Here is a 22491-nt window from a genome sequence, read left to right on the forward strand (position 1 = left end):
CCACGGAGGAACCGACGCGACACGCCGCGCAGCCACCGAGAAAGATCACCAACCGAGCCCGCGCACACCTCAGCCCGCGAAATCCTCCGGACGCACCTGCTCCAGGAACTCGCGGAACTTCTCCACCTCGTCCTCCTGCTCATCAGGGATAACGATCCCCGCCTCGCTGAGGACCTGCTCCGCACAACGAATCGGCGCACCGACACGCAACGCCAACGCGATCGAATCGCTCGGCCGCGCCGACACCCGCACCCCATCGCCGATCAACAGATCCGCGTAGAAGACGTTCTCCTTCAGCTCGGTGATCTCCACCGCCTGCAAGGGAGCCTTCAACGCCGCCAACACGTCCCGCAGAAGATCATGCGTCAACGGCCGGGCCGGCTTGACCCCCTGCTGCTCATAAGCGATAGCCGTCGCCTCGACCGCGCCGATCCAGATCGGCAGATAGCGGTCCCCCTCGACCTCCCTGAGCAGGACGATCGGCTGGTTGCTGGGCAGCTCCACCCGAACTCCGACCACGCTCAGCTCGCGCACCGCCGCCTCCGTGTCGTTGTCACCTACGCCGCACCGCGCCCTTCCCTGCACGGTACACGGACCGCAACACGGCCGTCCCATGCGCTACAGCACCACGCCCGCGCCGAAAAGGGGTTACCCCGGCAAGCCTACGGCACGCTTCCCCGAAGAGATCTTTCCGCTCAGCCGCCACCCGCCGGGCACCCTCACCGACCCAACGTCGACCGCAAACCCACCCGCACCAACGCCGCGTGCAGCTGCTCCGACAACGCCACCAACTCACGCGCCGTCTCCGCCGCCCGCGCCCGCGCCGCCGGGTCACTCTGCCGCGCCAACGGCGCCACCAACTGCGCGAACAAACCGACCTCCCGGTCCGCCGCCGTCCGATAACCCCGCAGGTGCCGCGGCTCCAACCCGTACGACGCCAACCCCGCCACCGCCGACGCGATGATCAAAGCATCCGCGTCATACCAACCCGGCGGATCCGACACCAGCACACCGAGCCGCTCCAACTCCACCAACGTCGACTCGTCGATCCCACTGCGCGCCACCAGATCCGTCCGGCCGAGCCGCACCTGCGACGACTCGGCCGGCTCCGCCAACTCACGACCCGGCACCGCACCATCGGGACCAACCGCCACCAACGCCGGCCGCGACCGCCCCGGCTGCTCACCGGACGAATCCCACTCGGCCAACTGCTCCCGGATCACCCGCAACGGCAGGTACTTGTCCCGCTGCGCGGTCAACACGAACCGCAACCGCGCCACATCGTCCCAGCTGTACTTCCGGTAACCCGCCGCCGTCCGCTGCGGCTCGACCAAACCCTCGGCCTCAAGAAACCGCAGCTTCGAAATCGTGGTGTCCGGAAAATCCACCCGCAACTGCCCAAGCACCTCACCGATGCTCATCAGCGGCTCAGACCGAGCCGCCCCGGGTGACATGGAGGCCGCAGGCTCGTTCACCCCCGGCCGGCCTCCTCCTCCGGGCGCGGACCGGCGATGAACACCACCCGGAACTTACCGATCTGGACCTCGTCACCATTGCTCAACGTGGCCGCCTCAACCCGCTCACGATTGACGTACGTGCCATTCAAGCTGCCCACGTCCCGCACCGTGAACGTCCCACCATCGCGGTGGAACTCCGCATGCCGACGCGACACCGTCACGTCATCCAGGAAGATGTCACTGTCCGGGTGCCGGCCACTGGTCGTCACATCGTGGTCCAACAGGAACCGGGCACCCGCATTCGGGCCTCGACGAACCACCAGCAGCGCCATACCCGGCGGCAACGAACCGGACATCCGGCTCGGCACCACATCGGTATCCGGCCCCTCCAGCACTTCGTCGAGCGAACCGAGATTGAGCGTCGAAGTGACGTCGAGTGGGGGGAACTCGTCGTCTGGCCGCGTCATGGGACCACCTCACGGATCTGTTCGGTCGGCGTCGGGTAATGGCGGGTCTGGCCGCCGGGCACTTGAACACCCGGCGGCTGGCTCCCCGTGCCCGGGAAGGCAATTCCGCAACGCTCAACTATTGGGTTCTCGGTCGACTTGGCGAGCCTAGCCAGCGCCGAAATGCAGGGCAACCGGACGCGCACAGACATCCCACGCACCGGATCAAGCACACTCAGCCTTCGGTGATCTTCTGATACGCGGCCGCCGTCAGCAACCCATCCGTCGCAGTCGGATCATTCGGCGTGATCTCCACCAACCAACCCTCACCGTACGGATCAGTGTTGATCAACTCAGGCGTGTCGCCCAACGCGTCATTGCGCGCCGCCACCGTACCGGCCACCGGCGCGTAGATCTCCGACACACTCTTGGTCGACTCGATCTCACCCAACGAGTCACCGGCCGCGACCACCGCACCCGCCTCGGGCAACTGCACGTACACGATGTCACCGAGCGCGTCCTGCGCGAAGTGGGTGATGCCGACCCGGATGGAAGCCGTGCCGTCACCCGCCACCCACTCATGCTCGGCGGTGTATCGCAGATCCTCGGGAATCACCAGACGCGTCCTTCATCCATCGGTGCCCCGGACCACCCGGGTCCGGCGCGGCCGCGCCGGTCAGGAGACCGGACGGGCGTGTTCCAACTTGATCGGCACGTGCAGCGCCGAAACCTCGGCAACCTCACGCTCCCCAAACGTCACGTTACCGCCGTCACCCCGGACCGACGCCACCACCCCACCAGGAATGTTCAACGCCGTACGCATCGTCGCCGGATCACCGATCACCGTGATCGTGTACGGCCCCGACAACCGACGCCCCTCCACCATCAACGACCCGTCGTCCCCATCGAGGAAGTACGTCGACGCGATGACCCGCACCGTCGCCCGATCCCCACCGGAGATCTGCATCGCCTCGGCGCCCGCACCACGCAACTCCTGCACCGCGTCCAACACCCGGTTCGCCGAGATCGGCTTCACACCCGCGTCGAACTGCACAGTCAACCCCGGCCCCACCGCCGGCAACGTCCCCGCCAGGATGCCCAGCTCGTCCGCCCGCCGCGTCGCCTCGTCCAACGCCGCCTGACGACCCTGCTCACCCGACTGCAACTGCCGCTGACTGTCCTCCAGAGCACGGATGTCCTGCTGCAGGCGATTCTCCCGCGCATCCAGATCCGACAGGATCCGCACCAGGTCCTCCTGCCGGGTGGCCCCCAACGTCGGGTCCGTCGACGTCGTCTTCAACTGCACGACCAACGTGAACCCCAGCAACGCCAACAACGCCGCGATCATCACCCCGGCCGCACTCCACCGGGACCGACCAGCCACCACCGGCTCCCCCACCGGTTCCGCCAACCCGTCGGAATCCGCGACCGGCTCCCCCGACCGTGACACCGCGCTCAGATCCACCGTCGCGCCGTCGTCGACCGGCTCCACCGCAGGCTCGTCATCCGACGGCTGCGCCGGCCCCTGCGGCGCCAACGGACTCAACTCATCCGGATCCGGCGCATCCGGCCGCGGATCCGGCTCACCCGCCGGCCCACCCGGCCGCACCGGACCCGCCGGCTGCGGCCAGCCGGTGCCCGTGTCGGTCTGCTCGTCACTCATCGCAACCCAACCTACGCCCGGAAGAGGTGTCGACGGATCGCCGCCACGTTGCCGAAGATACGCACACCCAGCACAACGACCACACCTGTGGACAACTGCCCGCCCACCCCCAACTGGTCACCCAGATACACGATCAGACCAGCGACCAGCACATTCGAAATGAACGACACCACGAACTGCTTGTCGTCGAAGATGCGATCCAACCGGGCCCGCACCCCACCGAACACCGCGTCCAACGCGGCCACCACCGCGATCGGCAGGTACGGCTGCAACGCCGCCGGCACCGTGGGATCAAGCCACACGCCCAGCACCACACCGGCGAGCAACGCCAGCACCGCGATCATCGGCCACCTCCGGAGGGACTAACAGTCGTCGCCGGACCGGACGACCCGGGACTGCCGGACCGGACACCCGACGCGGAAGGGCTCGGACTGACCGACGGCTTGGCGTAGCGTAGCTGCGGCTCCGGCGCCGCCGGCAGGGTGAGGTCATCCGCCTCCCGCACACCGAACGACAGCCCCGTCCCCTGCGCGACCTTCCGCATCAGCGCCGCGTTCCGGCTGTCCTCGAACTTGCGCCGCATCGAACCCGGCCCAATCGCCGACACCTCGTACGGCCCGGTCACCGGCCGGAAGTCCACGAGCATCGCCTCACCCGCCGACCGGATCGTCGACGTGGACGTCAACCGCTGCCCGTTGATGGCGATCGCCTCCGCGCCAGCACTCCACAACGCGTTCGCCACCCCCTGCAGGTCGCTGTAGAGCACCCGCGGCGGCCCAGCCCCGGCACCGGTCACCGCGTCCGCCTTGTCCGGCGCGTCCGCCAACCGCACCACCACACCGTCACCACGCACCCGACCCAGCCCGGTGCTCGCCTCCAGGTTGCGCAACCGGGCGGCGGCCGACCCGCTCAACGCCGCGTCCCGCTGCCGGCTGACCTCCTCGCGCAGCTGGTCCGCCCGGGTGGACAACCGGTCGGTCTGGCTCTCCCGCTCCTTGATCTGCGTCACCAGACCCGAGCGGGCCTGGCTGCGCCCCGGCTCGTCCGCCATCGTCTGCCGGTACGCCACCGCGAACAGGAAACCGAGCATCACCACCACGACCAGGCTCACCGACCGCGCCGGCAAGGCCCGCCACCCCCGCGCCGGAGCGGACTCCGCCGCGCCTCGACGGGCGGCAGCCGCGTCCGCGTACCCCGGATCCAGCGGGTTGCGGAACAGTTCGGTGAGGAAATCCGGCGCGTACACCCGGTCCTGGCCGGGCTTCCCCAGCCGCGGCGCGCTCACGCCGCCGCTCCCCGGCCGCGCGCCGCGCGCACCAGCCGGGCCGCCTGCACGACGTACATCCCGCCGGCCACCCAGTAGAGCACCAGGCCCCACCAGGCCAACGCCCAACCGATGGCGCTCGCCGCCGTCGCCACGTCGGTCGCCGCGGCGGCCAACAACAGCACCGGGAACGCCGCGAGCAGCAGGAACGTGGCGGTCTTGCCCACGTAGTGCACCGGCGGCGGCCCGTACCCGTAACGACGCAGCACCGCCAGCGAGGCGAGCAGGAGCACCTCACGGGCCAGCAGCGCCGCGGTGAACTGCCACGGCACCACCTCCCGCGCGGTGAAGGCGACAAGGGTGGCGAGGATGTAGAGCCGGTCGGCGAGCGGGTCCAGCAGCTCGCCCAGGCGGCTGACCTGGTGCAGGCGGCGGGCGATCCACCCGTCGACCCAGTCGGTGGTGCCGCCGATGGCCAGCACGACGACCGCCGCCACGTCGGCCCGCTGCACCAGGAACAGGTAGAGGAAGAGCGGCACGCCCAGCAACCGCCCGAAGCTGATCAGGTTGGGCAGGGTGAGCACCTGGTTGCCGGGGGCCTCGTCACCGGTGTCCCGCGGTTGCTCTGCCCGAGCCGGCCGACGCGACACCGATCCTCCTCCACGGCACGCGGGCCCCCGGCCGACGCCGGGCGCGGCTGAGGGTCGTGCGCGCTGTCGGGCCGACGAGCGCCGGCTCTCCCCTGCGGCCCCGGGCGGGGCCCATTCCCCTGATGCGGCCCGCGATCTCGATGATCGCGGGCCGGGTAGGTGCGCTGTCACTATATCGGGCTTCCTCTCACCGGCCGGGCGCCGCCGTCGGGCTGTCGGTGCGGCCGTGCCGCACTGTGGCGTGGATCACCACGCGTAGAGCGTCCTAGGACACTAGTGGAAAGGAGGCGGCGTTCAGGCCGTCTGCACGGCGGAATCGGTCTGCTGCTCGGTCACCGAGGTCGCCGCCCGCGCGAACCCGACAAGCGCCAGCAACAGCTCGTGCTGCATCCGCGCCGGCATCCGGTCCAGCACCACCTGCACCGCACGCTGCCGCCGCTCGGCCAACTCCCCCAACAGGGTCAGCGCGGCGGCGGTCGGCACCAACCGCACCTCACGCCGGTCACGCGGATCGGCCACCCGGCGCAACAACCCGGTCGCCTCCAGCCGGTCACACAGGCGGCTCGCCGACGAGGGCACCACGTCCATCAGCTCCGCCAACCCGTTGACGTTGGTCTCCGGTCGACCGCTGAGCAGCGTGAGCACCCTCAGCTGGGTGGGCGGCACCTGGTGCCGCGACGCGGCCGAGTCCAGCACGGCGATCAGCGTCCCGGCGGCGGCGTCGATCGCCGCGGCGAGATCCGCAGGTCGCTCCACCTGATGTCCCCTGCCGTCGTCGCGCTGGTGCCCGCCCGGCAACGCGGCGGCGATTCTCACCCCGTGCCCCGTTCGCGCGGACCGTGCCAGTCCAGACAGACCACGACGGCGTCGTCGCGCAGATCGGAATCCGCGTGATAGGCGTGCAGTTCGCGCATCACCGTACCAACCGCCTCGGCCGGCGGCTGCAGCCGCGTGGCGCGCAGGGAACGAGCCATCATCCGCTGCCCGTACGGCTCCTGACCCGGTGGCTCGGCTGCCCACACCCCGTCGCTGACCACGAAGAGGCGGTCACCCGGCACCAGTTGCATCTCCTGAAGCTCGTAGCGGGTCTCGGCGAACATGCCCAACGGCAGCTGCTGATCGAGCTTCATCGGCTCGACAGTGGACCCGCGCATCCGCAACAGATGTGGCGAGCCCGCGTCAACCGCCCGCACCCGGCCGGAGCGGGTGTCCACCTCGAGCAGCAGGGTGGCCACGTAGCGGGCGCCCCGGTGCTGGTAGAAGACAGTGTCCGAGGCCAACTCGGCCTGTTCCACGAGGCCACCATCGGAGCGACGCGCGTTGCGCATCGCGTTGACAGTGACGGCGGTCAACAGGGACGCGGCCAGTCCACTGCCCTCGCCGTTGAGCACCGTCACGGTGAGACGGTCGCCGTCCAGCGACCAGTCGAAGTGGTCGCCACCCACCGTGTACGCCGGTTCGAGCTGACCGGCCAGGTCGAACGCGTGGTGCGCCACGCCGCGACCGGGCAGCAGGTCCCACTGCATCTCGGCGGCCATCGTCAGCCGCTCCCGGCGCCGGGCCCGCCGGTAACGGTCGGTCTCCCGGTCCGCCGCGCGCATCGCCACCGCCAGGGCGCCGGCGATGTCCGTGGCACGACCGGTGACCGCCGGATTCGGTACGGTCGGAAGCTCGATCAGCAGCACGCCCAGCCGCTCTCCCCACACCGTCAACGGCAGGTAGAGCCGGCAGGGGCCCTCGCCGTCACGTACCGGTTGCTGGCTGCTGAAGCAGCGCTGCGCCATGGTGTGGCAGGCCAGGAAACCTGCGGCCGGCAGGTCCGGGTCCAGCACCGGCCAGAGGCCGCTGATCCGGTAGTCGGCGACGAAGACGTCGGTGCGCAGCGCGCCCATCGTCGACCGGATCGCCCGGTCCACGGCCTCCGCCAACTGGTCGGGCGGAGCCTCGCGCAACGCGCGCGACACCACGTCCGGCGCGTCTACCATCGTCGTCCTCCCCAGAAGCTTGCTATAGGGCAAGCATCATACGGACGCCCCCGGACGGACGATCGGCGCGGTCAGTCAGCCGGGCGGATCGCGAGCACACCGTGGAACGCATCGGGCACCCGCGCCGGCTGACCGTCCGGCCGCCACTCGGCGACCGGGACGATCCCGTCCGGCGTCGGCGCCCACCGACCCAGCAGGGGCGCGAACGCCGCCGGTGGACGCATCCGGAACTGCGGCCCCATCATGGCCAGCGCCTGCGGATGAGCCGCCAACTCCTCGGTGTCGAAGTCCACCGCCAGCAGGCTGCCCGGCGCCGCGGCAGCGTACAGCTCGTCCAGGGTACGGGTCAGCGTCGCGTCGTCGAGGAACGCGGCCAACCCGAGGAAGACCACTCCGACCGGCCGCCGACCCCACCCCGGCACGAAGCGGTGCAGCTGTGCCGGGTCGACCGAGCCGATGTCGGTCGCGTCGCCGAAGCCGTAGCCGGCCCGGTCGCTGCCGGCGAGGATGCTCTGTCCCAGTCGGATGGTGACCGGGTCCACGTCGGTGTAGAGCACTGTCGCGTCGGTGGCGACCTCGTGCACGTTGCCCATCGTCGGCACCCCGGCGCCGAACACCAGGAACCCGTCCACGCCGTCGGCGGCCATGGCCTGCACCGTCCGGCCCAGGAACGCCCGCAGCTCCCGGAACACCGGCGCGCACGGCCCGTACGCCTGTTCGAAGGCGCTCGCGGCGGCCACGTCCACGGGGAAGTGATGCTGCCCGCCGAGCCAGAAGTCGATCATGCGCGCGGTGCTCGGCTGGTCTGGTTCACCCATCGGCGACGCTCCCTCCCCGGCCGGTTGTCGCCAGCGTACCGACCGGGACGCGCTCAGCGGTATCGCGGCGCGGGGGCGTCCGCGCCCGCGATACTGGCCGCGAGCGGAGGTGGGCGGTGAACTCGGCGAACAACGCGGCGGTGGTGGTCGGCGTCGACGGCTCGGAGTCGGCGCTGCGCGCCGTACGTCTCGCCGCGACCGAGGCGGCACGCCGACACCGACCACTGCGGGTCGTGCACGGTTTCATCTGGCCGCTGCTGCACGTACCGGTCTCCCCCGCCCCGGACGCGCCACCCGGCGGTGGGCTGCGCCACCGGGCCGAGGAACTGGTCGAGGCCGCGGTGCGCGAGGCCGAGGCGACAGTGCCCGGGTTGTCGATCTCCGGCGAGATCATCGACGGGGAGGCCGCCGCGGTGCTGGTGGGCGAGTCCCCCACCGCCGCGCTCATCGTGCTCGGCGACCGCGGCTTGGGTGGATTCTCCGCGCTGGTGGTCGGCTCGGTCGCGGTGCAGGTCGCCGCGTACGCCGACTGCCCGGTGCTTGTCGCGCGCGGGGCACAACGACCCGACGAGCCGGTGCTGGTCGCGGTGGACGGTTCGGACGGCTCCCGGCGGGCGGCGGACTTCGCCGCCGAGACCGCCGTGTCGCTCGGCGTGCCGCTGGTGGCGGTGCACGCCTACCGACACCCCGGCAGCAGCGGGCCGGGCGACATGCAACCCCTGGTGTACGACGAGGCGAAGCTGCACGGCGAGCAGGAGCGGATGCTCACCGGGTGGCTGACCGGGCTCACCGAGGACCACAGGGGTCTGCGGTTGACCTGCCGGGTCGTCCATGGTCGACCCGGCAGTGTGCTCGCCGAGGCGTCCCGTTCCGCCCAACTGGCGGTCGTCGGTGGGCGCGGGCGCGGCGAGGTGACCGGGTTGCTGTTGGGGTCGGTGAGCCAGTCGATGCTGCACCACGCGCAGTGCCCGGTCGTCGTGGTCCGCGCGCCCCAGTAGCCCGCCGGGGTTGGTCCGCCGCGAGACGGGTAGACGGCCGCGGTACGCCCAGCGGACGGTGGGCAGCACCAGGTGCCCAGACCGACGAAGGAGGCACAGATGCCAGGACCACGGCCGGGCAGCAACGCGTACGACAAGCAGCGGGCGCGGTTGCGCAACGCCATCGACGACTCCGGACGCCGAGTACCCGACGGCAAGGCCAACCAGGTCGCGAACAGGATCCTCCAGGAGGATCGCGGCCAGCGGGGCGTGGTGCGCGGTGACCGGACGTACGGCCCGAAGAGCGAGCGCGAACCGGGCGACCCGAAGTGAGGAGTGTCGACGTTGCCGACGGTGCCATCGCTGGTGCCGTCGGCAGCACCGCGCTGAACGTGGTCAGCTACCTCGACATGGCGCTACGGGCACGGCCGGAGAGCGACGTTCCCCAGGAGACCGTCGACCGGCTGGCCGGGATCGCGCACGTCAGCCTGGGGTCCGATGGCCGGGCGGCCAACCGCCGCTCGGGCCTCGGGCCGCTGATCGGTTACGGGCTGGGCATCGCCGCGGGTGTCGGGTTCGCGCTCTACACGGGTGGTCGGCGTCAGCCGTTGCCGGTTGCCACCGGCCTGCTCGGGGCGGGCGTCATGACGATGACCGACGGGTCGATCACCGTGCTCGGGATCAGCGACCCGCGTACCTGGCGGCGCTCCGACTGGATCTCCGACATCATCCCGCACCTCGCGTACGGGCTGGCGGCCGCCGCAACCTGGAACAGGTTGCGGCGGCCGCCAGGTCGCGGGCGCTAGTCAGCGGGCATCGCTGTCGTCCTCGGCCACCGGCTCACCGGCCGGGCCGTACGGCGACACCTGCCCCTTGGGCACCGGCCGACCGGCGTCGCCGCGCGACGTGCCACGGTTGGCCGGATGCCCGCCAGGGGCGGGGCCCTTGTTGTCCTGACTGGTCGCGCCCAGTGCGTTGCGGCGCAACTCCGGTTGCTGCGGGTTCGTCACGGGGTGTCTCCCTCCGGTACGGGGGCGGCATCGACCACCTCCACCGCCGGCATACCCGCCCGCCCCGACGGCATTCCGGCCGTGGTCACCGGCGCGAGGGCTAGCGGGGCCGCAAGTGGGTAACCCGTCCGGATGGGCAATGATCGACGTGTGGTGCGGGTCCTGCTCGACAGGCGTGGCAGCACGTACGCCGAGGAGGCCGGCATCCGGCTCGCCGACCGCCCCGGGCCGCTGTACCAACTGCTGGTGCTGACCACGCTGCTGAGCACCCGGATCCGGGCGTGCGTGGCGGTGGACGCCGCGCGAGAGCTGTTCGCCGCCGGCTACCGCACCCCACAGGCCATGGAGGCGGCCAGCTGGCAGGAACGCGTCGACGCGCTGGGCCGGGGGCACTACCGCCGCTACGACGAGCGGACCGCCACCATGCTCGGCACCGGCGCCCGGCTGTGCCTGGACCGCTGGCACGGTGACCTGCGACGCCTGCACCGGGAGGCCCAGGGCGACCCCGCCGGGCTGCGGCGGCGGCTCACCGAGTTCCCCGGCATCGGCCCCACCGGCGCCGACATCTACCTGCGCGAGGCACAGACGGTCTGGGCGGACGTACGCCCGTACGCCGACCGTCGGGCCCTGGCCGGGGCGAAGCGGCTGGGTCTGCCGGGGTCTCCGGACCGGCTCGCCGGTCTCGTCGACGGACCGGACTTCGGCCGGCTCGCCTCAGCGCTGGTACGCGTGGCGCTGGGTGAGGAGTCCGCCGGTGAGGTCACCCGCGTCGCCGCCCGGTGAGGCGCTCACTTGACCGTCTTGTCCCCCGGGCGGGTCAGGTGCCACACCAGCAACGCGGCGAGCAACGCCAGCACCACCACCCCGCCGGAGATACCACGGCCCTCCTCGGGGCTGCGGCCGGCGCTGCCGAAGTAGATCACCGCGAGACCGGCCAGCACCGTGACGAACGTACGCAACCCTCGGTCCTTCACGTCTGGCACCGTAGGCGGACCGCGATCGCCGCCTCGTCAATTTGGGGCTTTTATCAGCCTTCTGGGTGAATGGTCAGCGCTCGGCGACGAACCCGCAGAGCCGCACCCGTCGCACCGCCCGATCGGCGACCTCCACCACCTGCAGGGTCAGCCCGGGCAGCCGCACCGTCTCACCCGGGGAGTCCGGCAGGTGCCGCAGCCGGGCCAGCACCAGACCAGCCACAGTCGTGTAGTCCCGAGACAACGGGAAGCTCAGCCGCACCCCCAGGTCCGGCAGGTCGTGCAACGGGAAGTCGCCGGGCACCAGCAGCGACCCGTCCGGTTCCCGGACGACCCCGCGCACGTCACGGTCTGCCTCGTCGTACAACTCACCGACCACCTCGGCCAACAGATCCTCCATGCTGATCATGCCGTCGATACCCCCGTGCTCGTCGACGACCAGGGCCAGTTGCTGATGTTCCTGTCGCAGTTGACGCATCGCGTCGGCCACCGGCAGGGTCACCGGCAGCAGCAGCGGCGCCCGAACCCGCTCGCCCACCGGGGCGGTGCCGGCCCGCACCAGGTCGCGGATGTGCACCACACCGAGCACCTCGTCCAGGCCGCCGGGACCGGTGACCGGAGCACGGGAGCGCCCGGCGGCGGCCAGCCGCCGAACACCCTCGTCGGCGGCCAGGCTGGCCGGCAGCGTGGTCACCTCCCGCCGGGCCACCAGGATCTCCCGCAGGGTCCGGCCTGCGATGTCGAACGCGCCGGTCAGGATCTCCCGCTGCTGGGCCGACAGGCCGCGCTGGCTGGCCAACATCTCCCGCAGCTCCTCCTCGGTCATCTCCTCCCGGTTGGCCCGCGGGTCACCGCCGGCGAGCCGCACGACCGCGTCGGTGGCCCGGCTGAGCAGCCACACCGCCGGCCGGGACACCCGGGCCAGCAGATCCAGCGGGCCGGCGCTCAGCAGCGCCCAGCGCTCGGCCCGCTGCATGGCCAGCCGCTTCGGGGCCAACTCGCCGAACACCAGCGTGACGAACGTCAGCAGCACGGTCACCAGCAGCACCGCGGCGGGACGCGCCGCCCCGCCGAGGAAACCCAACGGGCCGACCAGCGGGCTGGCCAACGACACCGCGGCCGCCGCCGAGGCGAGGAACCCGGCCAGGGTGATGCCGAGCTGAATGGTGGCCAGGTAGCGGTTCGGGTCGCGGGACAGCTGCACCAACCGGTCACCGGCGCCGCTGCGCCGGCCCAGCCGCCGCAACTGCCCCTCCCGCAGGGTAACCAGCGCCATCTCACTGCCGGAGAGGGCGGCGTTGACCAGCACCAGCACGGCCACCAACGCCAACTGCCCGAGCTGACCGCCCATCGCGTACCCCCCGTCCGCCGCCTGAGGTCACTCAACCGCAGCGGGGCGCGGCGCGGGCGCGGTTTGCGACCGCGCCCCCGCTCAGTCGACCTCCAGGTCGTCCAGCGAGATGGCGTGGGTCATCAGCCACCGGGCCAGCGCCGACATCCCGAACAGCCACAGCGGCACGGACTCGGTGGGGCCATTTGTGGCGTAGATGGCGAAGCGCAGGTCCGGCGCGCGGTACGCCTCGATGCGCCACCGGTGCTGCCGGTCCCGCCAGACCGCCGAAGGGTCCATGGCGTCACCGTAGGTGACCACCGCCGACCTCGGGGCCGGTTGGCCGGGCAGCACCGGCTCAGCCCGGCACCACAGTCGTCCCGAACACGATGCGGGCAACGCCCACCACGAGGCTGATCCCGACTGCGGCGAGGATCAGCCAACCGAGCCCACGCCACCCCGAGCCACGGCCGGGCACCGGCGCCGACGGTGGTCTCCACAGCTCACGGTAGGTCCAGGCCAGCACACCCACCCCGAACGGCAGCAGCCCGACCCAGAACCAGAACCAGCGGGTGCCGACCAGCGGCGGCGCGCCACCGACCAACCGGCCCAGCCAGAGCACGGTCAACACACCGGCGAGCAGAGCCACGGCGTTCCCGATCCGGTACGCGGTGCTGCCGTCGGCCCGCCTCGCGTCGGCGAGCGCGGCACGCCGCGCCTCCTGCTCGGCCCTCGCGGACGAGTCCGGCTCGGCGGGGTACGACTCGAAGGCGAGCGGCGTGCCGGAGGCGTAACGGTGCTGGCCGTTCGACACGGCCCAGGTCAGCATCCCGCCGTCGGGCGCGTACCGCGCACGCGGCCGGCTCCCCCAGTACGCGCCGTCGTCGGCCCAGCCGGACGACCGCTGGAAGGCCACCACCTGGCCAGCGGCGAGATCCCGGTCGAGTTGCGCCTCGGTGGACGCGCGCGGCTCGACCCACCACGCGAGGGACGCCCACAGCACCCACAGCACCGGCAGCGCCCAGCGCAGCACCACCGGGACGACCGCACGCCACCGGCGGCGGGAGGCCCGTGTCCGGGTGGGGATCGCCTCGACCATCAGCCCACCGTCGCATCCCGACGCCACACTGTCAGCCCCGGAGGACGGGCCTGCTCAGGTGACGACGATCCGGGCGTCGTCGGGCAGCCGCCGGGTCGCGCCCCGCCGGTCCAGCAACTCCAGCAGGGGCACCGCCACCCGGCGGGTGGTGTCCAACGCCTGCCGGGCCGCGGAGAGCGTGAACGGCTGCGGCAGCCCGGCCAGCACTCGGACCGCGTCGTCGAGCGCGTCGGGCAGCAGCACCACGTTGTCAGCCAGCCGCAGCAGCGCACCGGCCCGCACCGCGGCCCCGATCTCGCGCGGGCCCAGACCGAGGTCGACGAGGCGGTCCGCCTCGGGGGCCCGGAACGGCCGGTCACCGTACTCGGCGCGGACCCGTTGCACGGCCCGGGCCACCGCCTCGGGCAACGCGTCGGCGCTCGCCGCGCCGACCCGACCGGCGTGGATCCGCAGCGGCGGCCGGACCAGTGCCTCGACCAGCACCCGGTCGGGCAGGGCGAGGCGCTGCCGCAGCGCGTCCACCGGCATCCCGGGCGCCAACGGGTGCTCCCGCGCGTGCCTGGCGACCTCCTCGGTCAACTGCTCGCCGAGCCGCCGCCAGTGTGCGGGGTCAGCCAACCAGTCACCGGCCACCGGCTCGGCGAACGCCGGCCCGTTCTGCGCCGGCTCGGCGTGCACCGGCAGGTCTCGCACCGGCACACCCATCCGGATCAACGCGCCGGCCCGGATCAGGCGGCGACGGCGCAGCTCCCCCGCCAGGTCGGGACGACCGTCCAACTCGGCGAGGACCTGGGCGCGGGCGGCGGCCGCACCCCGTCGGGCCAGCGGTGGGGGCGCCACGTCCAGCACCCGCACCCCGCCGCTGACGTGGTGGCGACCCGGGTCCCGTAGCAGCGCCCGATCGCCCACCAGCAACGGCAGCGGGTGGGCCAGCCGCAGCCGGACGGTGTCCGGGCCGAGCGGGCGCACCCGTACCGGCACCGCCGCCGACCCGACGTGCAGGGTGAGGGTGGCCGGCAGGTCGGCGGCCGGGTCGCCGGCGAGCCGGACGTCGACCAGGTCGGTGTGGTGGAACCGGCCCGGGGTGAGCAGGCCACGGACCCGGACCGGTTCGTCGGCGCCGGCCAACTCCAGCTCGTCGCCCACCCGCAGCCGGCCGGCGCCGAGGGTGCCGGTGACGACGGTGCCGCTGCCCCGCACGGTGAAGCTGCGGTCCACCCACAGCCGGACCGGGTCGTCCACCACCGGCGCGGGCAGTTGGGCGGCGAGCCGGTCCAGGGCGGCCCGCAGCTCCGGCAGGCCGGCGCCGGTCAGGCCACTGACCGCCACCGCCGGCACCGCGCCGAGGCTGGTCGCGGCGATCTCGGCGCGGGCGCGGGCCGTCGCGGGCCCCGGGTCGGCCAGGTCCGCACGGGTCACCGCCAGCAGGCCGTACGCGACACCGAGCGCGTCGAGCGCGGCCAGGTGCTCGGCGGACTGCGGCATCCAGCCCTCGTCGGCGGCCACCACGATCAGCGCCGCCGGCACCGGGCCGACCCCGGCGAGCATGTTCGGCACGAACCGCTCGTGCCCGGGTACGTCGACGAACGCGACGGTCCCGCCGGACGGCAACGTCGTCCAGGCGAAACCCAGGTCGATGGTCATCCCCCGGCGGCGTTCCTCGGCCCACCTGTCGGGTTCCATGCCGGTCAACGCCCGGACCAGTGTCGACTTACCGTGGTCGACGTGCCCGGCGGTCGCGACGACGAACACGCTCAGTCGTCCCCGGGTACGCGCAGCACGGCAGCGCGGACCGCCTCGTCGGCGTCGGCGGGCACACAGCGCAGGTCGAGCAGGAGCCGGCCGCGCACCACCCGACCGAGGACCGGCGGGTCTCCGACGCGTAGCGGCGCCGCGTACCGCTCGGGCAGGCTCAACGCCCACGAGTCCAACTCCACCCCGGGGGCGCCGCCCCCACCGACCACCGCGACGGCCGGCACCACCTCCGCCTTGCGGCCGTCCGCGCCGAGCCGGTCCCGCAGCCGCTCCACCCGTTCGCGCAGGGCACCCGGGTCGGCGTGCAGCGCCACCCGGGTCGGGGTCTCCGGTTGACGCACTGTGGCGGCCAGCGCGGCCAGGGTGAGCTTGTCCACCCGCAGCGCCCGGGCCAGCGGGTGGCGACGCAGCCGGTCGACCACCTCGACGTCGCCCAGCAGCAGCCCCGCCTGCGGCCCGCCGAGCAGCTTGTCGCCGCTGGCGGTGACCAGCGCGGCGCCCGCGCGCAGGGTGCTGGCCGCGTCCGGTTCGTCGGGCAGCAGCGGGTCCGCGCCGAGCAGCCCGGAGCCGATGTCCACGACGACCGGCACCCCGAGCGTGGCCAGTTCCCGTACGCCGACGGCGGAGGTGAAGCCGGTGACCCGGAAGTTCGACGGGTGCACCTTGAGCACGAAGCCGGTCTGCGGGCCGAGCGCGGCGGCGTAGTCCGCGAGGGTGGTGCGGTTGGTGGTGCCCACCTCCCGCAGCCGCGCGCCGGTGCTCTCCAACAGGTCGGGCAGGCGGAAACCGTCGCCGATCTCGACCAGTTCGCCCCGGCTGACCACGATCTCCCGGCCGGCGGCCAACGCGGTGGCGGCCAGGACCAGCGCGGCGGCGCCGTTGTTGACCACGTGAACGGCGTCCGCGTCGGGCACGGCGGCGGCCAGCGCGTCGAGCGCGCCCCGGCCGCGTCGGGCCCGCCGGCCGGTGGCCAGGTCCAACTCGACGTCGGTGTGCCCGGCGGCGGCCACCACCGCGGCGACCGCGGCGGACGACAACGGCGCCCGACCCAGGTTGGTGTGCAGCACGACACCGGTGGCGTTGAGGACCAACCGGGGGCCGGGGGTGGGTAGCGCGGCGACGGCGGCGTCGCGTACCTCGTCGGGGTTGAGCTCACCGCGGCGGGCGCGGCCCTGCGCGTGGGAGACGATCGCCTTGACCTGCTCCCGACCGAGGGTCGCGGTGGCGGCGGCCAGCACCGGGTCGGCGAGCAGCGTGTCCGTACGGGGCACCCGACGTCGCGGGTCCACCGGGCCGTCGCCCATCACGTCATCTCCTGCAAGCGGTGTGGCGGAGACGGACGGGAATCGAACCCGCCTGGCCCGGGTCCCGGACCACTCCGGTTTTGAAGACCGGGAGGGGCACCAGCCGCCTGAACGCCTCCACCGGACATTCGATCACACCGCGGGCGGGACCGCCCGATCAGATGGAAGATCCATGCCGGTTCGGCGGGCTTCGACCCGTTCGCGCTGCGGCACCACCGTGTAGCGGGGGTCGCGGGCCGAGGCGACGCCGCCGTAGAAGATGCCGAACCGGGTCAGCACCGACGCGGCCAGCAGCGCGGTCCCCGAGAGCGCCCCGACCACCCGGCTGCGCCGGCCCAGCAGCGCGCCCGCCACCCCGCCGACGGTCAACAACCGCCCGGCGCGCAGCAACCGACCCGGCCAACCCAACCGGTAGGGCTCGCTGAGCAGGCCGAGGCGGGTCTCCACCCGATGCGCGCCGTACAGCTCCAGGGCCGCGCCGGCCACCGCCATCCGGCGGGCCGGCCCGGCCTGGGCCGGCGGCGCGGCGAGCAGACCCACGCCGGCGCCGCTGGCCAGCGCGCTGCCCGCGAAGATCACCGGCAGCTCGGGGTACGCCTCGTGCCACGACGGCACCGCCGTGTCGGCCAACAACACCCCGGTGTACGTGGCCAGGGCCGGCGCGGTGCCGGCGGCGACCAGCCCAGCGGCGTGCCCGATCGACGGCAGCGCGCGGCCGGCCAGCCCGAGCAGACCATGCCGAGGCAGCACACCGGCCGCCTCGGCGATCGCGGCGACGCCCGCCGCCGGCCCGTACACGGTGAGGATCCACGTGCCCATCGACATCGGCGAGGTCAGCTTGGCCACCCGCAGCATGTGGTGGAACCGCGCCGGCCGGCCCAGGTCCTTCACCAGGAAGACGGCGCTGGCGCTGACGGCCGCCAACGCGGTGACCCGACCGGCGCGCCGCAGCGCGGGCCGCCCGGTGAGCTGCCCGCCCGCGGCGAGCAGCGACGAACCGGCAGCCAACCCGCCGGTGAACAGGTACGCGGCGATGTCCCACTTCCAGACCGGCCCCTTCAGAACCGGCCGACCGTAGTACGACGTGAACTCGGCCTCCGGCACCCGCAGTTCCTCGCCGCCGCCACGCCGCCTGCCCCGCCGGCCCTGCCGGCCCCCGGCTTCGGTGCTGCCGCTGGCGGTACTGGGGCGGTCGTCGCGCACCGGTGGTCGGTCGAGGCTCTCGGCGGCGAGCCGCTCCCGGAAGCGACGGAACCGGTCGCCCATGGGGCTCGGTGGGGTCATGAGGAACCTCCGACGAACGCGGCGACGGTCGCCGCCGCCATGGCGAGCGCGGCGAGGCCGGCACGTTTCCACATCTTCGGCAGGTCCCGGGTGGTCACGACCGGGTCGGGCGGCAGCCCGTACACCTCCGGCTCGTCGAGCAGCAGGAAGAACGCACCGTCACCACCGACGCCGTCGTTCGGGTCATGGCCATACAGGCGCGCCTCGGGAACACCACGATCATGCAGCGTCTCCACCCGGGCGGCGGCGCGTTCGCGCAGCTCGTCGAGGGGCCCGTACTGGATCGACTCCGTCGGGCACGCCTGTGCACACGCCGGCGTCATCCCCGCACCCAACCGGTCGTAGCACAGCGTGCACTTCCACGCCCGACCATCGTCCTTGCGCTGATCGATCACCCCGTACGGGCAGGCGGAAATGCAGTACCCACACCCGTTGCAGATGTCCTCCTGCACCACCACCGTGCCGAACTCCGTCCGGAACAACGAACCCGTCGGACACACATCCAGACACGCCGCATGGGTGCAGTGCTTACAGACGTCCGACATCATCAACCAGCGGAAATCCGTGCGCTCCTCGACGCCCGTGCCCCGGCCCGGCGGCTGGGCCCCCGGCATCCCCAGGAACTGCGGTCCCGCGCCCGCGTCGACCGGCCGGGCCGGGTCCGCGTCGACCGGCGCGCCGAGGACGTCCGCCGGCGAGGCGCCATGCCCGGCCGGGCGCGGCTGCTCGATGAACGCCACATGGCGCCACGAGTTCGCGGTCAACGCACCGGTGTTGTCGTACGACATGCCGAGCAGGTCCAGCCCGTTCTCCGGGACACCGTTCCACTCCTTGCAGGCGACCTCGCAGGCCTTGCAGCCAATGCAGACGCTGGTGTCGGTGAAGAACCCCATCCGGGGTGGCGCGTTCTCATAGCCCGCGTCGGGCGCCGGGTCCAGCGGACCGTACAGACTGTTCGGGTCAGGAAGCACCGTGTTCCTTCCCCTCGTTGTCGGTGGTCACGGCCGGGGCGTGCTGGCCCGGGGTGATCCCGGCGCGCCGCTGGTAGTCGGCCACCAGGTCGAGCAACGCCGGGCCGGTGGGACGGCGACCCGGCCGCACGTCGCAGGTGCCGACCTTGCTCTCCTGGATCAGCACGTTCGGGTCCAGGCTGATACCGAACAAATCGTTGGCCGAGTCGCCGGTGACCAGGCCCTCGAAACCGAAGTGGTACGGCAACCACACCTGGTGGATGATCCGACCGTCCACCCGCAGCGGGGTGAGCCGGTCGGTGACCAGCACCTTCGCCTCGATCACCGCGCGGCCGCTGACCAGGTGCGCCCAGCCCAGATGCGTCAGCCCCACCTCGCCGGCCAGGGCCGGGGACACCTCGACGAACATCTCCGGTTGCAGCTCGGCCAACGGTGACACCGTCCGGCTCATCCCGCCGGCGGTGTGGTGCTCGGTGAGCCGGCTGACAGTGAACACGTACGGGAACACCTGACCGTGCTCCTGCGGAGGGCTCGGGTTCACCGAGTTCACCGGATGCGCGTACATCTTGCGGGTCGGGTTGGCCTGCTGACCGTAGAGCGGGTTACGCACCGGCGACTCCACCGGCTCGTAGTGCGTCGGCAACGGCCCGTCCAGGACACCGCTGGGCGCGTACAGCCAACCCTTGCCGTCGCCCTGCATGACGAACGGGTCGTCGCCCGCGATGCCCTCCGTCCCGGACGCGCCGGGCGGCGGCCGGTACGACGGCGGCTTGGTCCTCTCGAAGTCCGGCACGTCGTAACCGGTCCACTCGCTCTTGTCCGCGTCCCACCACACGTAACGTTTGCGCTCACTCCACGGGTTGCCGTCCGGGTCCGCGGAGGCACGGTTGTAGAGGATGCGCCGGTTCGCCGGCCACGCCCAACCCCACTCGGCGGCAACCCAGTCCTGCTCGTGCCGGGACCTGCGCCGGGCCGCCTGGTTCACGCCGTCGGCGTACACCCCGCTGTAGATCCAACAACCGATCGCGGTGGAGCCGTCCGCGCGGGCCTCGGCGAAACCGGACAGCGGACGACCGGTCGTCACGTCGTACCCGTTGATCTCCCGCAGCACCGCCTCGGCGCTCGGCTCCGCGTACGGACCGTGCGTGGGGTAGTCCCAGGTGAGGTCGAGCAGCGCCCGGTCGCGCGGCAGCGGCGAGTCGGCCAGCTTCTCCCGCAGCTTGCGGCCCAGGTGATAGAAGAACCACAGCTCGGAGCGGGCGTCGCCCGGCGGCTCGACGGCCTTCTCCCGCCACTGCAACAACCGCTGCGTCTGGGTGAACGTGCCCTCCTTCTCCACATGCGACGCGGCGGGCAGGAAGAACACCTCCGTGCGGCACTCCTCCGGCACGATCTCCCCGGTGGCGACCTCGGGGCCGTTCTGCCAGAACGTCGCGCTCTCGATCATGAACAGGTCCCGGACCACCAACCAGTCCAGGTTGGCCATGCCGAGTCGCTGCGCCCGACCGTGCGCCGACCCGACCGCCGGGTTCTGCCCCAGCAGGAAGTACCCCTTGATCTTCCCGTCGATCATGTTGAGCACCTGCTGGTAGGTGCCATGATCACCGGTCAGCCGGGGCAGGTAGCCGTAGCAGAAGTCGTTCTCCGGCGTCGCCGCGTCACCCCAGTACGCCTTGAGCAGGCTGGCCGCGAACGACCGCGCGTTGCCCCAGAACCCCTTCTGCCCCGGGTGGCGGATGCTGTCCACCCACTCGTCGAAGCTCGGGTGCTCGGCGTGGTGCGGCATCGGCAGATAGCCCGGCAACAGGTTGAACAACGTCGGGATGTCGGTCGAGCCCTGGATGCTGGCGTGCCCCCGCAGGGCCATGACGCCACCACCAGGACGACCCATGTTGCCCAGCAACAACTGGATGATCGCGCCGGTACGGATGTACTGCACACCCACACTGTGCTGCGTCCACCCGACGGAGTAGATCAGCATGCCGGTGCGGTCCCGGCCGGAGTTCGCCGTCCACGCCCGCGCCAACTCCAGGAACTGCGCCTGCGAAATACCGCAGACCCGCTCCACCATTTCCGGGGTGTAGCGGGCGAAGTGCCGCTTGAGGATCTGGTAGACGCAGCGCGGATGCTGCAACGTCTCGTCACGCCGGGCCTGCCCGCCCACCGGCGCGCCGTGCGACTCGTGCGTCAACCCCGCGGCGCTGTCCCGCTCCTGGGCGGTGTGCCCACTACCCGACGAACCATCATGCCCCTCGTACTGCCAGCTGTCCTGCACGTACGTGCCGGTCTCCGGGTCGAAGCCGGAGAAGAAGCCGTCGCCGTCCTCGGTGTCGCTGAACTCTGCGCTGACGATCGTCGCCGCGTTGGTGTACGAGAGCACGTACTCCCGGAAGTCCAGGTCGTTGTCCAGGATGTAACGCACCACCCCACCGAGCAACGCGATGTCGGTGCCCGCCCGGATCGGCAGGTACGCATCAGCGACCGCGCTCGTCCGGGTGAACCGCGGGTCGACGTGGAAGACCTTCGCGCCTTTGCGCTTGGCCTCCATCACCCACTGGAAACCCACCGGGTGCGCCTCAGCCATGTTCGAACCCTGGATGACGATCACGTCAGCGTTGGCGATGTCCTGCTGGAAATCCGTCGCACCGCCACGACCGAAGCTGGCCCCCAGACCGGGGACAGTGGCGGAGTGTCAAATACGGGCCTGGTTCTCGATCTGGAGCGCCCCCATCGCGGTGAACAACTTCTTGATGAGGTAGTTCTCCTCGTTGTCCAGCGTCGCCCCACCCAGACTGGAGATACCCAGCGTCCGATTGAGCGGCCGGCCCTGCGTGTCGACGTCCTCCCAGGTCTGCTCGCGGGCGGCGAGGATCCGGTCCGCGATCATGTCGAGCGCGGTGTCGAGCTCCAGATCCTCCCACTGCGTCGAGTACGGCCGGCGGTAGCGGATCGTGGTCTGCCGCAACGGGCTCGTGACCAGGCTCTTGCTCGCCGAGCCCTTCGGGCAGAGCCGACCCCGCGAGATCGGGCTGTCCGGATCACCCTCGATCTGACTGACCTGCCCGTCCTTCACGAACACCCGCTGACCACAACCCACAGCGCAGTACGGGCACACCGAACGGGCCACGCTGTCGGCATCCTCGGTACGAGCGGTGAGCGCGCGGGACCCGTCGGACTTCGCCGCCGCACCCCGGCCCAACGGGTCAGTGCCGGTGAGCTGGCGATAGACCGGCCAACCCTCGACAAAGGTCCGCAGACCCATCCCCGGCACCCCCTCCCACGCGAGCGACCCCCTGAACATAGGTCACCTGAGACAGGTTCGCGAACCCGGGACGCAGACAGCGCCGCCCCCGGCCTTGTGGGCCGGGGGCGGCGCAGGTGTCGGTGTGCAGGTCGCCTCTCGGCGAGTGGCACGACGCGGCTCCAGCCGAACGGTATTCCGCGAGGGCGATATTAGGTGAGGCCCGGGGACACTGAGTCACACCGACACTGTCCACAACCAGC

25 protein-coding genes and 1 tRNA gene are annotated in these 22491 nt (G+C 72.0%); 4 read left to right on the plus strand and 22 right to left on the minus strand.

All coding sequences use genetic code 11. The features are described from left to right. Positions 1-69 precede the first annotated feature (69 nt). From KBX71_RS23540 to KBX71_RS23590, 11 genes are all read right to left on the minus strand, one after another. Complete coding sequence (locus KBX71_RS23540) at positions 70-534, minus strand: bifunctional nuclease family protein (RefSeq protein WP_030327706.1); 465 nt, start codon at positions 532-534, stop codon at positions 70-72. A 185-nt stretch (positions 535-719) separates the two neighbouring features. Next, positions 720-1421, minus strand: a complete 702-nt coding sequence (locus tag KBX71_RS23545) for a MerR family transcriptional regulator (RefSeq protein ID WP_196926699.1) — start codon at positions 1419-1421, stop codon at positions 720-722. Between the two features lie 50 nt (positions 1422-1471). Further along, on the minus strand, positions 1472-1924 hold the full coding sequence (locus tag KBX71_RS23550; protein ID WP_007071101.1) for an FHA domain-containing protein: 453 nt from the start codon (positions 1922-1924) through the stop codon (positions 1472-1474). Positions 1925-2138: 214 nt separating this feature from the next. After that, on the minus strand, positions 2139-2519 hold the full coding sequence (gcvH, locus tag KBX71_RS23555) for a glycine cleavage system protein GcvH (RefSeq protein WP_124822150.1): 381 nt from the start codon (positions 2517-2519) through the stop codon (positions 2139-2141). Between the two features lie 60 nt (positions 2520-2579). After that, positions 2580-3566 (minus strand): DUF881 domain-containing protein, encoded by a 987-nt coding sequence (locus KBX71_RS23560; RefSeq protein WP_210820082.1) that lies wholly within the window; start codon positions 3564-3566, stop codon positions 2580-2582. 11 nt (positions 3567-3577) lie between these two features. Beyond that, positions 3578-3910: a small basic family protein gene (locus tag KBX71_RS23565; RefSeq protein ID WP_030327710.1), complete on the minus strand. Its 333-nt coding sequence runs from the start codon at positions 3908-3910 to the stop codon at positions 3578-3580. After that, positions 3907-4851: a DUF881 domain-containing protein gene (locus KBX71_RS23570; RefSeq protein ID WP_210820083.1), complete on the minus strand. Its 945-nt coding sequence runs from the start codon at positions 4849-4851 to the stop codon at positions 3907-3909. The genes KBX71_RS23565 and KBX71_RS23570 overlap by 4 nt, the downstream gene beginning before the upstream one ends. Beyond that, on the minus strand, positions 4848-5480 hold the full coding sequence (locus KBX71_RS23575) for a CDP-alcohol phosphatidyltransferase family protein (protein WP_210820084.1): 633 nt from the start codon (positions 5478-5480) through the stop codon (positions 4848-4850). The genes KBX71_RS23570 and KBX71_RS23575 overlap by 4 nt, the downstream gene beginning before the upstream one ends. 294 nt (positions 5481-5774) lie before the next feature. Then, the gene (locus KBX71_RS23580) at positions 5775-6236 is read right to left on the minus strand and encodes a MarR family transcriptional regulator (protein WP_210820085.1); all 462 of its coding nucleotides are present in this window, start codon (positions 6234-6236) and stop codon (positions 5775-5777) included. 56 nt (positions 6237-6292) lie between these two features. Continuing rightward, entirely contained in the window at positions 6293-7465 is a 1173-nt protein-coding gene (locus tag KBX71_RS23585) for a PP2C family protein-serine/threonine phosphatase (protein ID WP_210820086.1), read from the minus strand. 71 nt (positions 7466-7536) lie between these two features. Beyond that, a complete protein-coding gene (locus KBX71_RS23590) occupies positions 7537-8283 on the minus strand; it encodes an SAM-dependent methyltransferase (RefSeq protein WP_210820087.1) in 747 nt (248 codons plus the stop codon). A 116-nt stretch (positions 8284-8399) separates the two neighbouring features. Here KBX71_RS23590 and KBX71_RS23595 point away from each other — a divergent pair, with 116 nt between their 5' ends. The 3 genes from KBX71_RS23595 (at position 8400) to KBX71_RS23605 (ending at position 10066) form a co-directional block, all read left to right on the plus strand. Then, a complete protein-coding gene (locus KBX71_RS23595) occupies positions 8400-9281 on the plus strand; it encodes a universal stress protein (RefSeq protein WP_210820088.1) in 882 nt (293 codons plus the stop codon). A 99-nt stretch (positions 9282-9380) separates the two neighbouring features. Then, the gene (locus tag KBX71_RS23600) at positions 9381-9593 is read left to right on the plus strand and encodes a phosphatidylethanolamine-binding protein (protein ID WP_088989541.1); all 213 of its coding nucleotides are present in this window, start codon (positions 9381-9383) and stop codon (positions 9591-9593) included. Next, positions 9590-10066: a hypothetical protein gene (locus KBX71_RS23605; protein ID WP_210820089.1), complete on the plus strand. Its 477-nt coding sequence runs from the start codon at positions 9590-9592 to the stop codon at positions 10064-10066. The genes KBX71_RS23600 and KBX71_RS23605 overlap by 4 nt, the downstream gene beginning before the upstream one ends. Here the strand turns inward: KBX71_RS23605 and KBX71_RS23610 are convergent, their stop codons facing one another. Next, the gene (locus tag KBX71_RS23610; RefSeq protein WP_124822158.1) at positions 10067-10270 is read right to left on the minus strand and encodes a hypothetical protein; all 204 of its coding nucleotides are present in this window, start codon (positions 10268-10270) and stop codon (positions 10067-10069) included. It lies immediately after the preceding gene. A gap of 132 nt (positions 10271-10402) precedes the next feature. On the opposite strand from KBX71_RS23610, the gene KBX71_RS23615 reads away from it, so the two are divergent. Then, positions 10403-11053 (plus strand): hypothetical protein, encoded by a 651-nt coding sequence (locus tag KBX71_RS23615; protein ID WP_210820090.1) that lies wholly within the window; start codon positions 10403-10405, stop codon positions 11051-11053. A 5-nt stretch (positions 11054-11058) separates the two neighbouring features. Here the strand turns inward: KBX71_RS23615 and KBX71_RS23620 are convergent, their stop codons facing one another. The 10 genes from KBX71_RS23620 to fdh form a co-directional block, all read right to left on the minus strand. Further along, on the minus strand, positions 11059-11244 hold the full coding sequence (locus KBX71_RS23620) for a hypothetical protein (protein ID WP_036410487.1): 186 nt from the start codon (positions 11242-11244) through the stop codon (positions 11059-11061). 73 nt (positions 11245-11317) lie between these two features. Then, complete coding sequence (locus KBX71_RS23625; protein WP_210820091.1) at positions 11318-12595, minus strand: hemolysin family protein; 1278 nt, start codon at positions 12593-12595, stop codon at positions 11318-11320. Between the two features lie 81 nt (positions 12596-12676). Then, positions 12677-12874 (minus strand): hypothetical protein, encoded by a 198-nt coding sequence (locus KBX71_RS23630; protein ID WP_030327722.1) that lies wholly within the window; start codon positions 12872-12874, stop codon positions 12677-12679. Positions 12875-12932: 58 nt separating this feature from the next. Further along, on the minus strand, positions 12933-13673 hold the full coding sequence (locus tag KBX71_RS23635) for a hypothetical protein (protein WP_210820092.1): 741 nt from the start codon (positions 13671-13673) through the stop codon (positions 12933-12935). A gap of 54 nt (positions 13674-13727) precedes the next feature. Then, entirely contained in the window at positions 13728-15425 is a 1698-nt protein-coding gene (locus KBX71_RS23640) for a SelB C-terminal domain-containing protein (protein WP_210820093.1), read from the minus strand. 2 nt (positions 15426-15427) lie between these two features. Continuing rightward, positions 15428-16732: an L-seryl-tRNA(Sec) selenium transferase gene (gene selA, locus KBX71_RS23645; RefSeq protein ID WP_210820110.1), complete on the minus strand. Its 1305-nt coding sequence runs from the start codon at positions 16730-16732 to the stop codon at positions 15428-15430. Between the two features lie 23 nt (positions 16733-16755). Further along, a tRNA-Sec gene (locus tag KBX71_RS23650) sits at positions 16756-16851 on the minus strand. 13 nt (positions 16852-16864) lie between these two features. After that, positions 16865-18016 (minus strand): NrfD/PsrC family molybdoenzyme membrane anchor subunit, encoded by a 1152-nt coding sequence (nrfD, locus tag KBX71_RS23655; protein ID WP_210820094.1) that lies wholly within the window; start codon positions 18014-18016, stop codon positions 16865-16867. Next, positions 18013-18987 (minus strand): 4Fe-4S dicluster domain-containing protein, encoded by a 975-nt coding sequence (locus KBX71_RS23660; protein ID WP_210820095.1) that lies wholly within the window; start codon positions 18985-18987, stop codon positions 18013-18015. The genes nrfD and KBX71_RS23660 overlap by 4 nt, the downstream gene beginning before the upstream one ends. Further along, positions 18977-22249, minus strand: coding sequence for a formate dehydrogenase (gene fdh, locus KBX71_RS23665; RefSeq protein ID WP_210820096.1), 3273 nt, complete (start codon positions 22247-22249; stop codon positions 18977-18979). The genes KBX71_RS23660 and fdh overlap by 11 nt, the downstream gene beginning before the upstream one ends. Positions 22250-22491 lie beyond the last annotated feature (242 nt).

The organism is Micromonospora sp. D93 (genome assembly GCF_018070365.1).
Classification (GTDB): Bacteria; Actinomycetota; Actinomycetes; order Mycobacteriales; family Micromonosporaceae; genus Micromonospora; species Micromonospora ureilytica.

What these genes read in the sequence shown, in the direction of transcription:
- KBX71_RS23545 (WP_196926699.1), bottom strand. Translation starts at nt 1,421, where the DNA reads ATGAGCATCGGTGAGGTGCTTGGGCAGTTGCGGGTGGATTTTCCGGAC.
- KBX71_RS23550 (WP_007071101.1), bottom strand. Translation starts at nt 1,924, where the DNA reads ATGACGCGGCCAGACGACGAGTTCCCCCCACTCGACGTCACTTCGACG.
- KBX71_RS23560 (WP_210820082.1), bottom strand. Translation starts at nt 3,566, where the DNA reads ATGAGTGACGAGCAGACCGACACGGGCACCGGCTGGCCGCAGCCGGCG.
- KBX71_RS23565 (WP_030327710.1), bottom strand. Translation starts at nt 3,910, where the DNA reads ATGATCGCGGTGCTGGCGTTGCTCGCCGGTGTGGTGCTGGGCGTGTGG.
- KBX71_RS23585 (WP_210820086.1), bottom strand. Translation starts at nt 7,465, where the DNA reads ATGGTAGACGCGCCGGACGTGGTGTCGCGCGCGTTGCGCGAGGCTCCG.
- KBX71_RS23590 (WP_210820087.1), bottom strand. Translation starts at nt 8,283, where the DNA reads ATGGGTGAACCAGACCAGCCGAGCACCGCGCGCATGATCGACTTCTGG.
- KBX71_RS23600 (WP_088989541.1), top strand. Translation starts at nt 9,381, where the DNA reads ATGCCAGGACCACGGCCGGGCAGCAACGCGTACGACAAGCAGCGGGCG.
- KBX71_RS23615 (WP_210820090.1), top strand. Translation starts at nt 10,403, where the DNA reads ATGGGCAATGATCGACGTGTGGTGCGGGTCCTGCTCGACAGGCGTGGC.
- KBX71_RS23625 (WP_210820091.1), bottom strand. Translation starts at nt 12,595, where the DNA reads ATGGGCGGTCAGCTCGGGCAGTTGGCGTTGGTGGCCGTGCTGGTGCTG.
- KBX71_RS23630 (WP_030327722.1), bottom strand. Translation starts at nt 12,874, where the DNA reads ATGGACCCTTCGGCGGTCTGGCGGGACCGGCAGCACCGGTGGCGCATC.
- KBX71_RS23635 (WP_210820092.1), bottom strand. Translation starts at nt 13,673, where the DNA reads ATGGTCGAGGCGATCCCCACCCGGACACGGGCCTCCCGCCGCCGGTGG.
- selA (WP_210820110.1), bottom strand. Translation starts at nt 16,732, where the DNA reads ATGGGCGACGGCCCGGTGGACCCGCGACGTCGGGTGCCCCGTACGGAC.
- nrfD (WP_210820094.1), bottom strand. Translation starts at nt 18,016, where the DNA reads ATGACCCCACCGAGCCCCATGGGCGACCGGTTCCGTCGCTTCCGGGAG.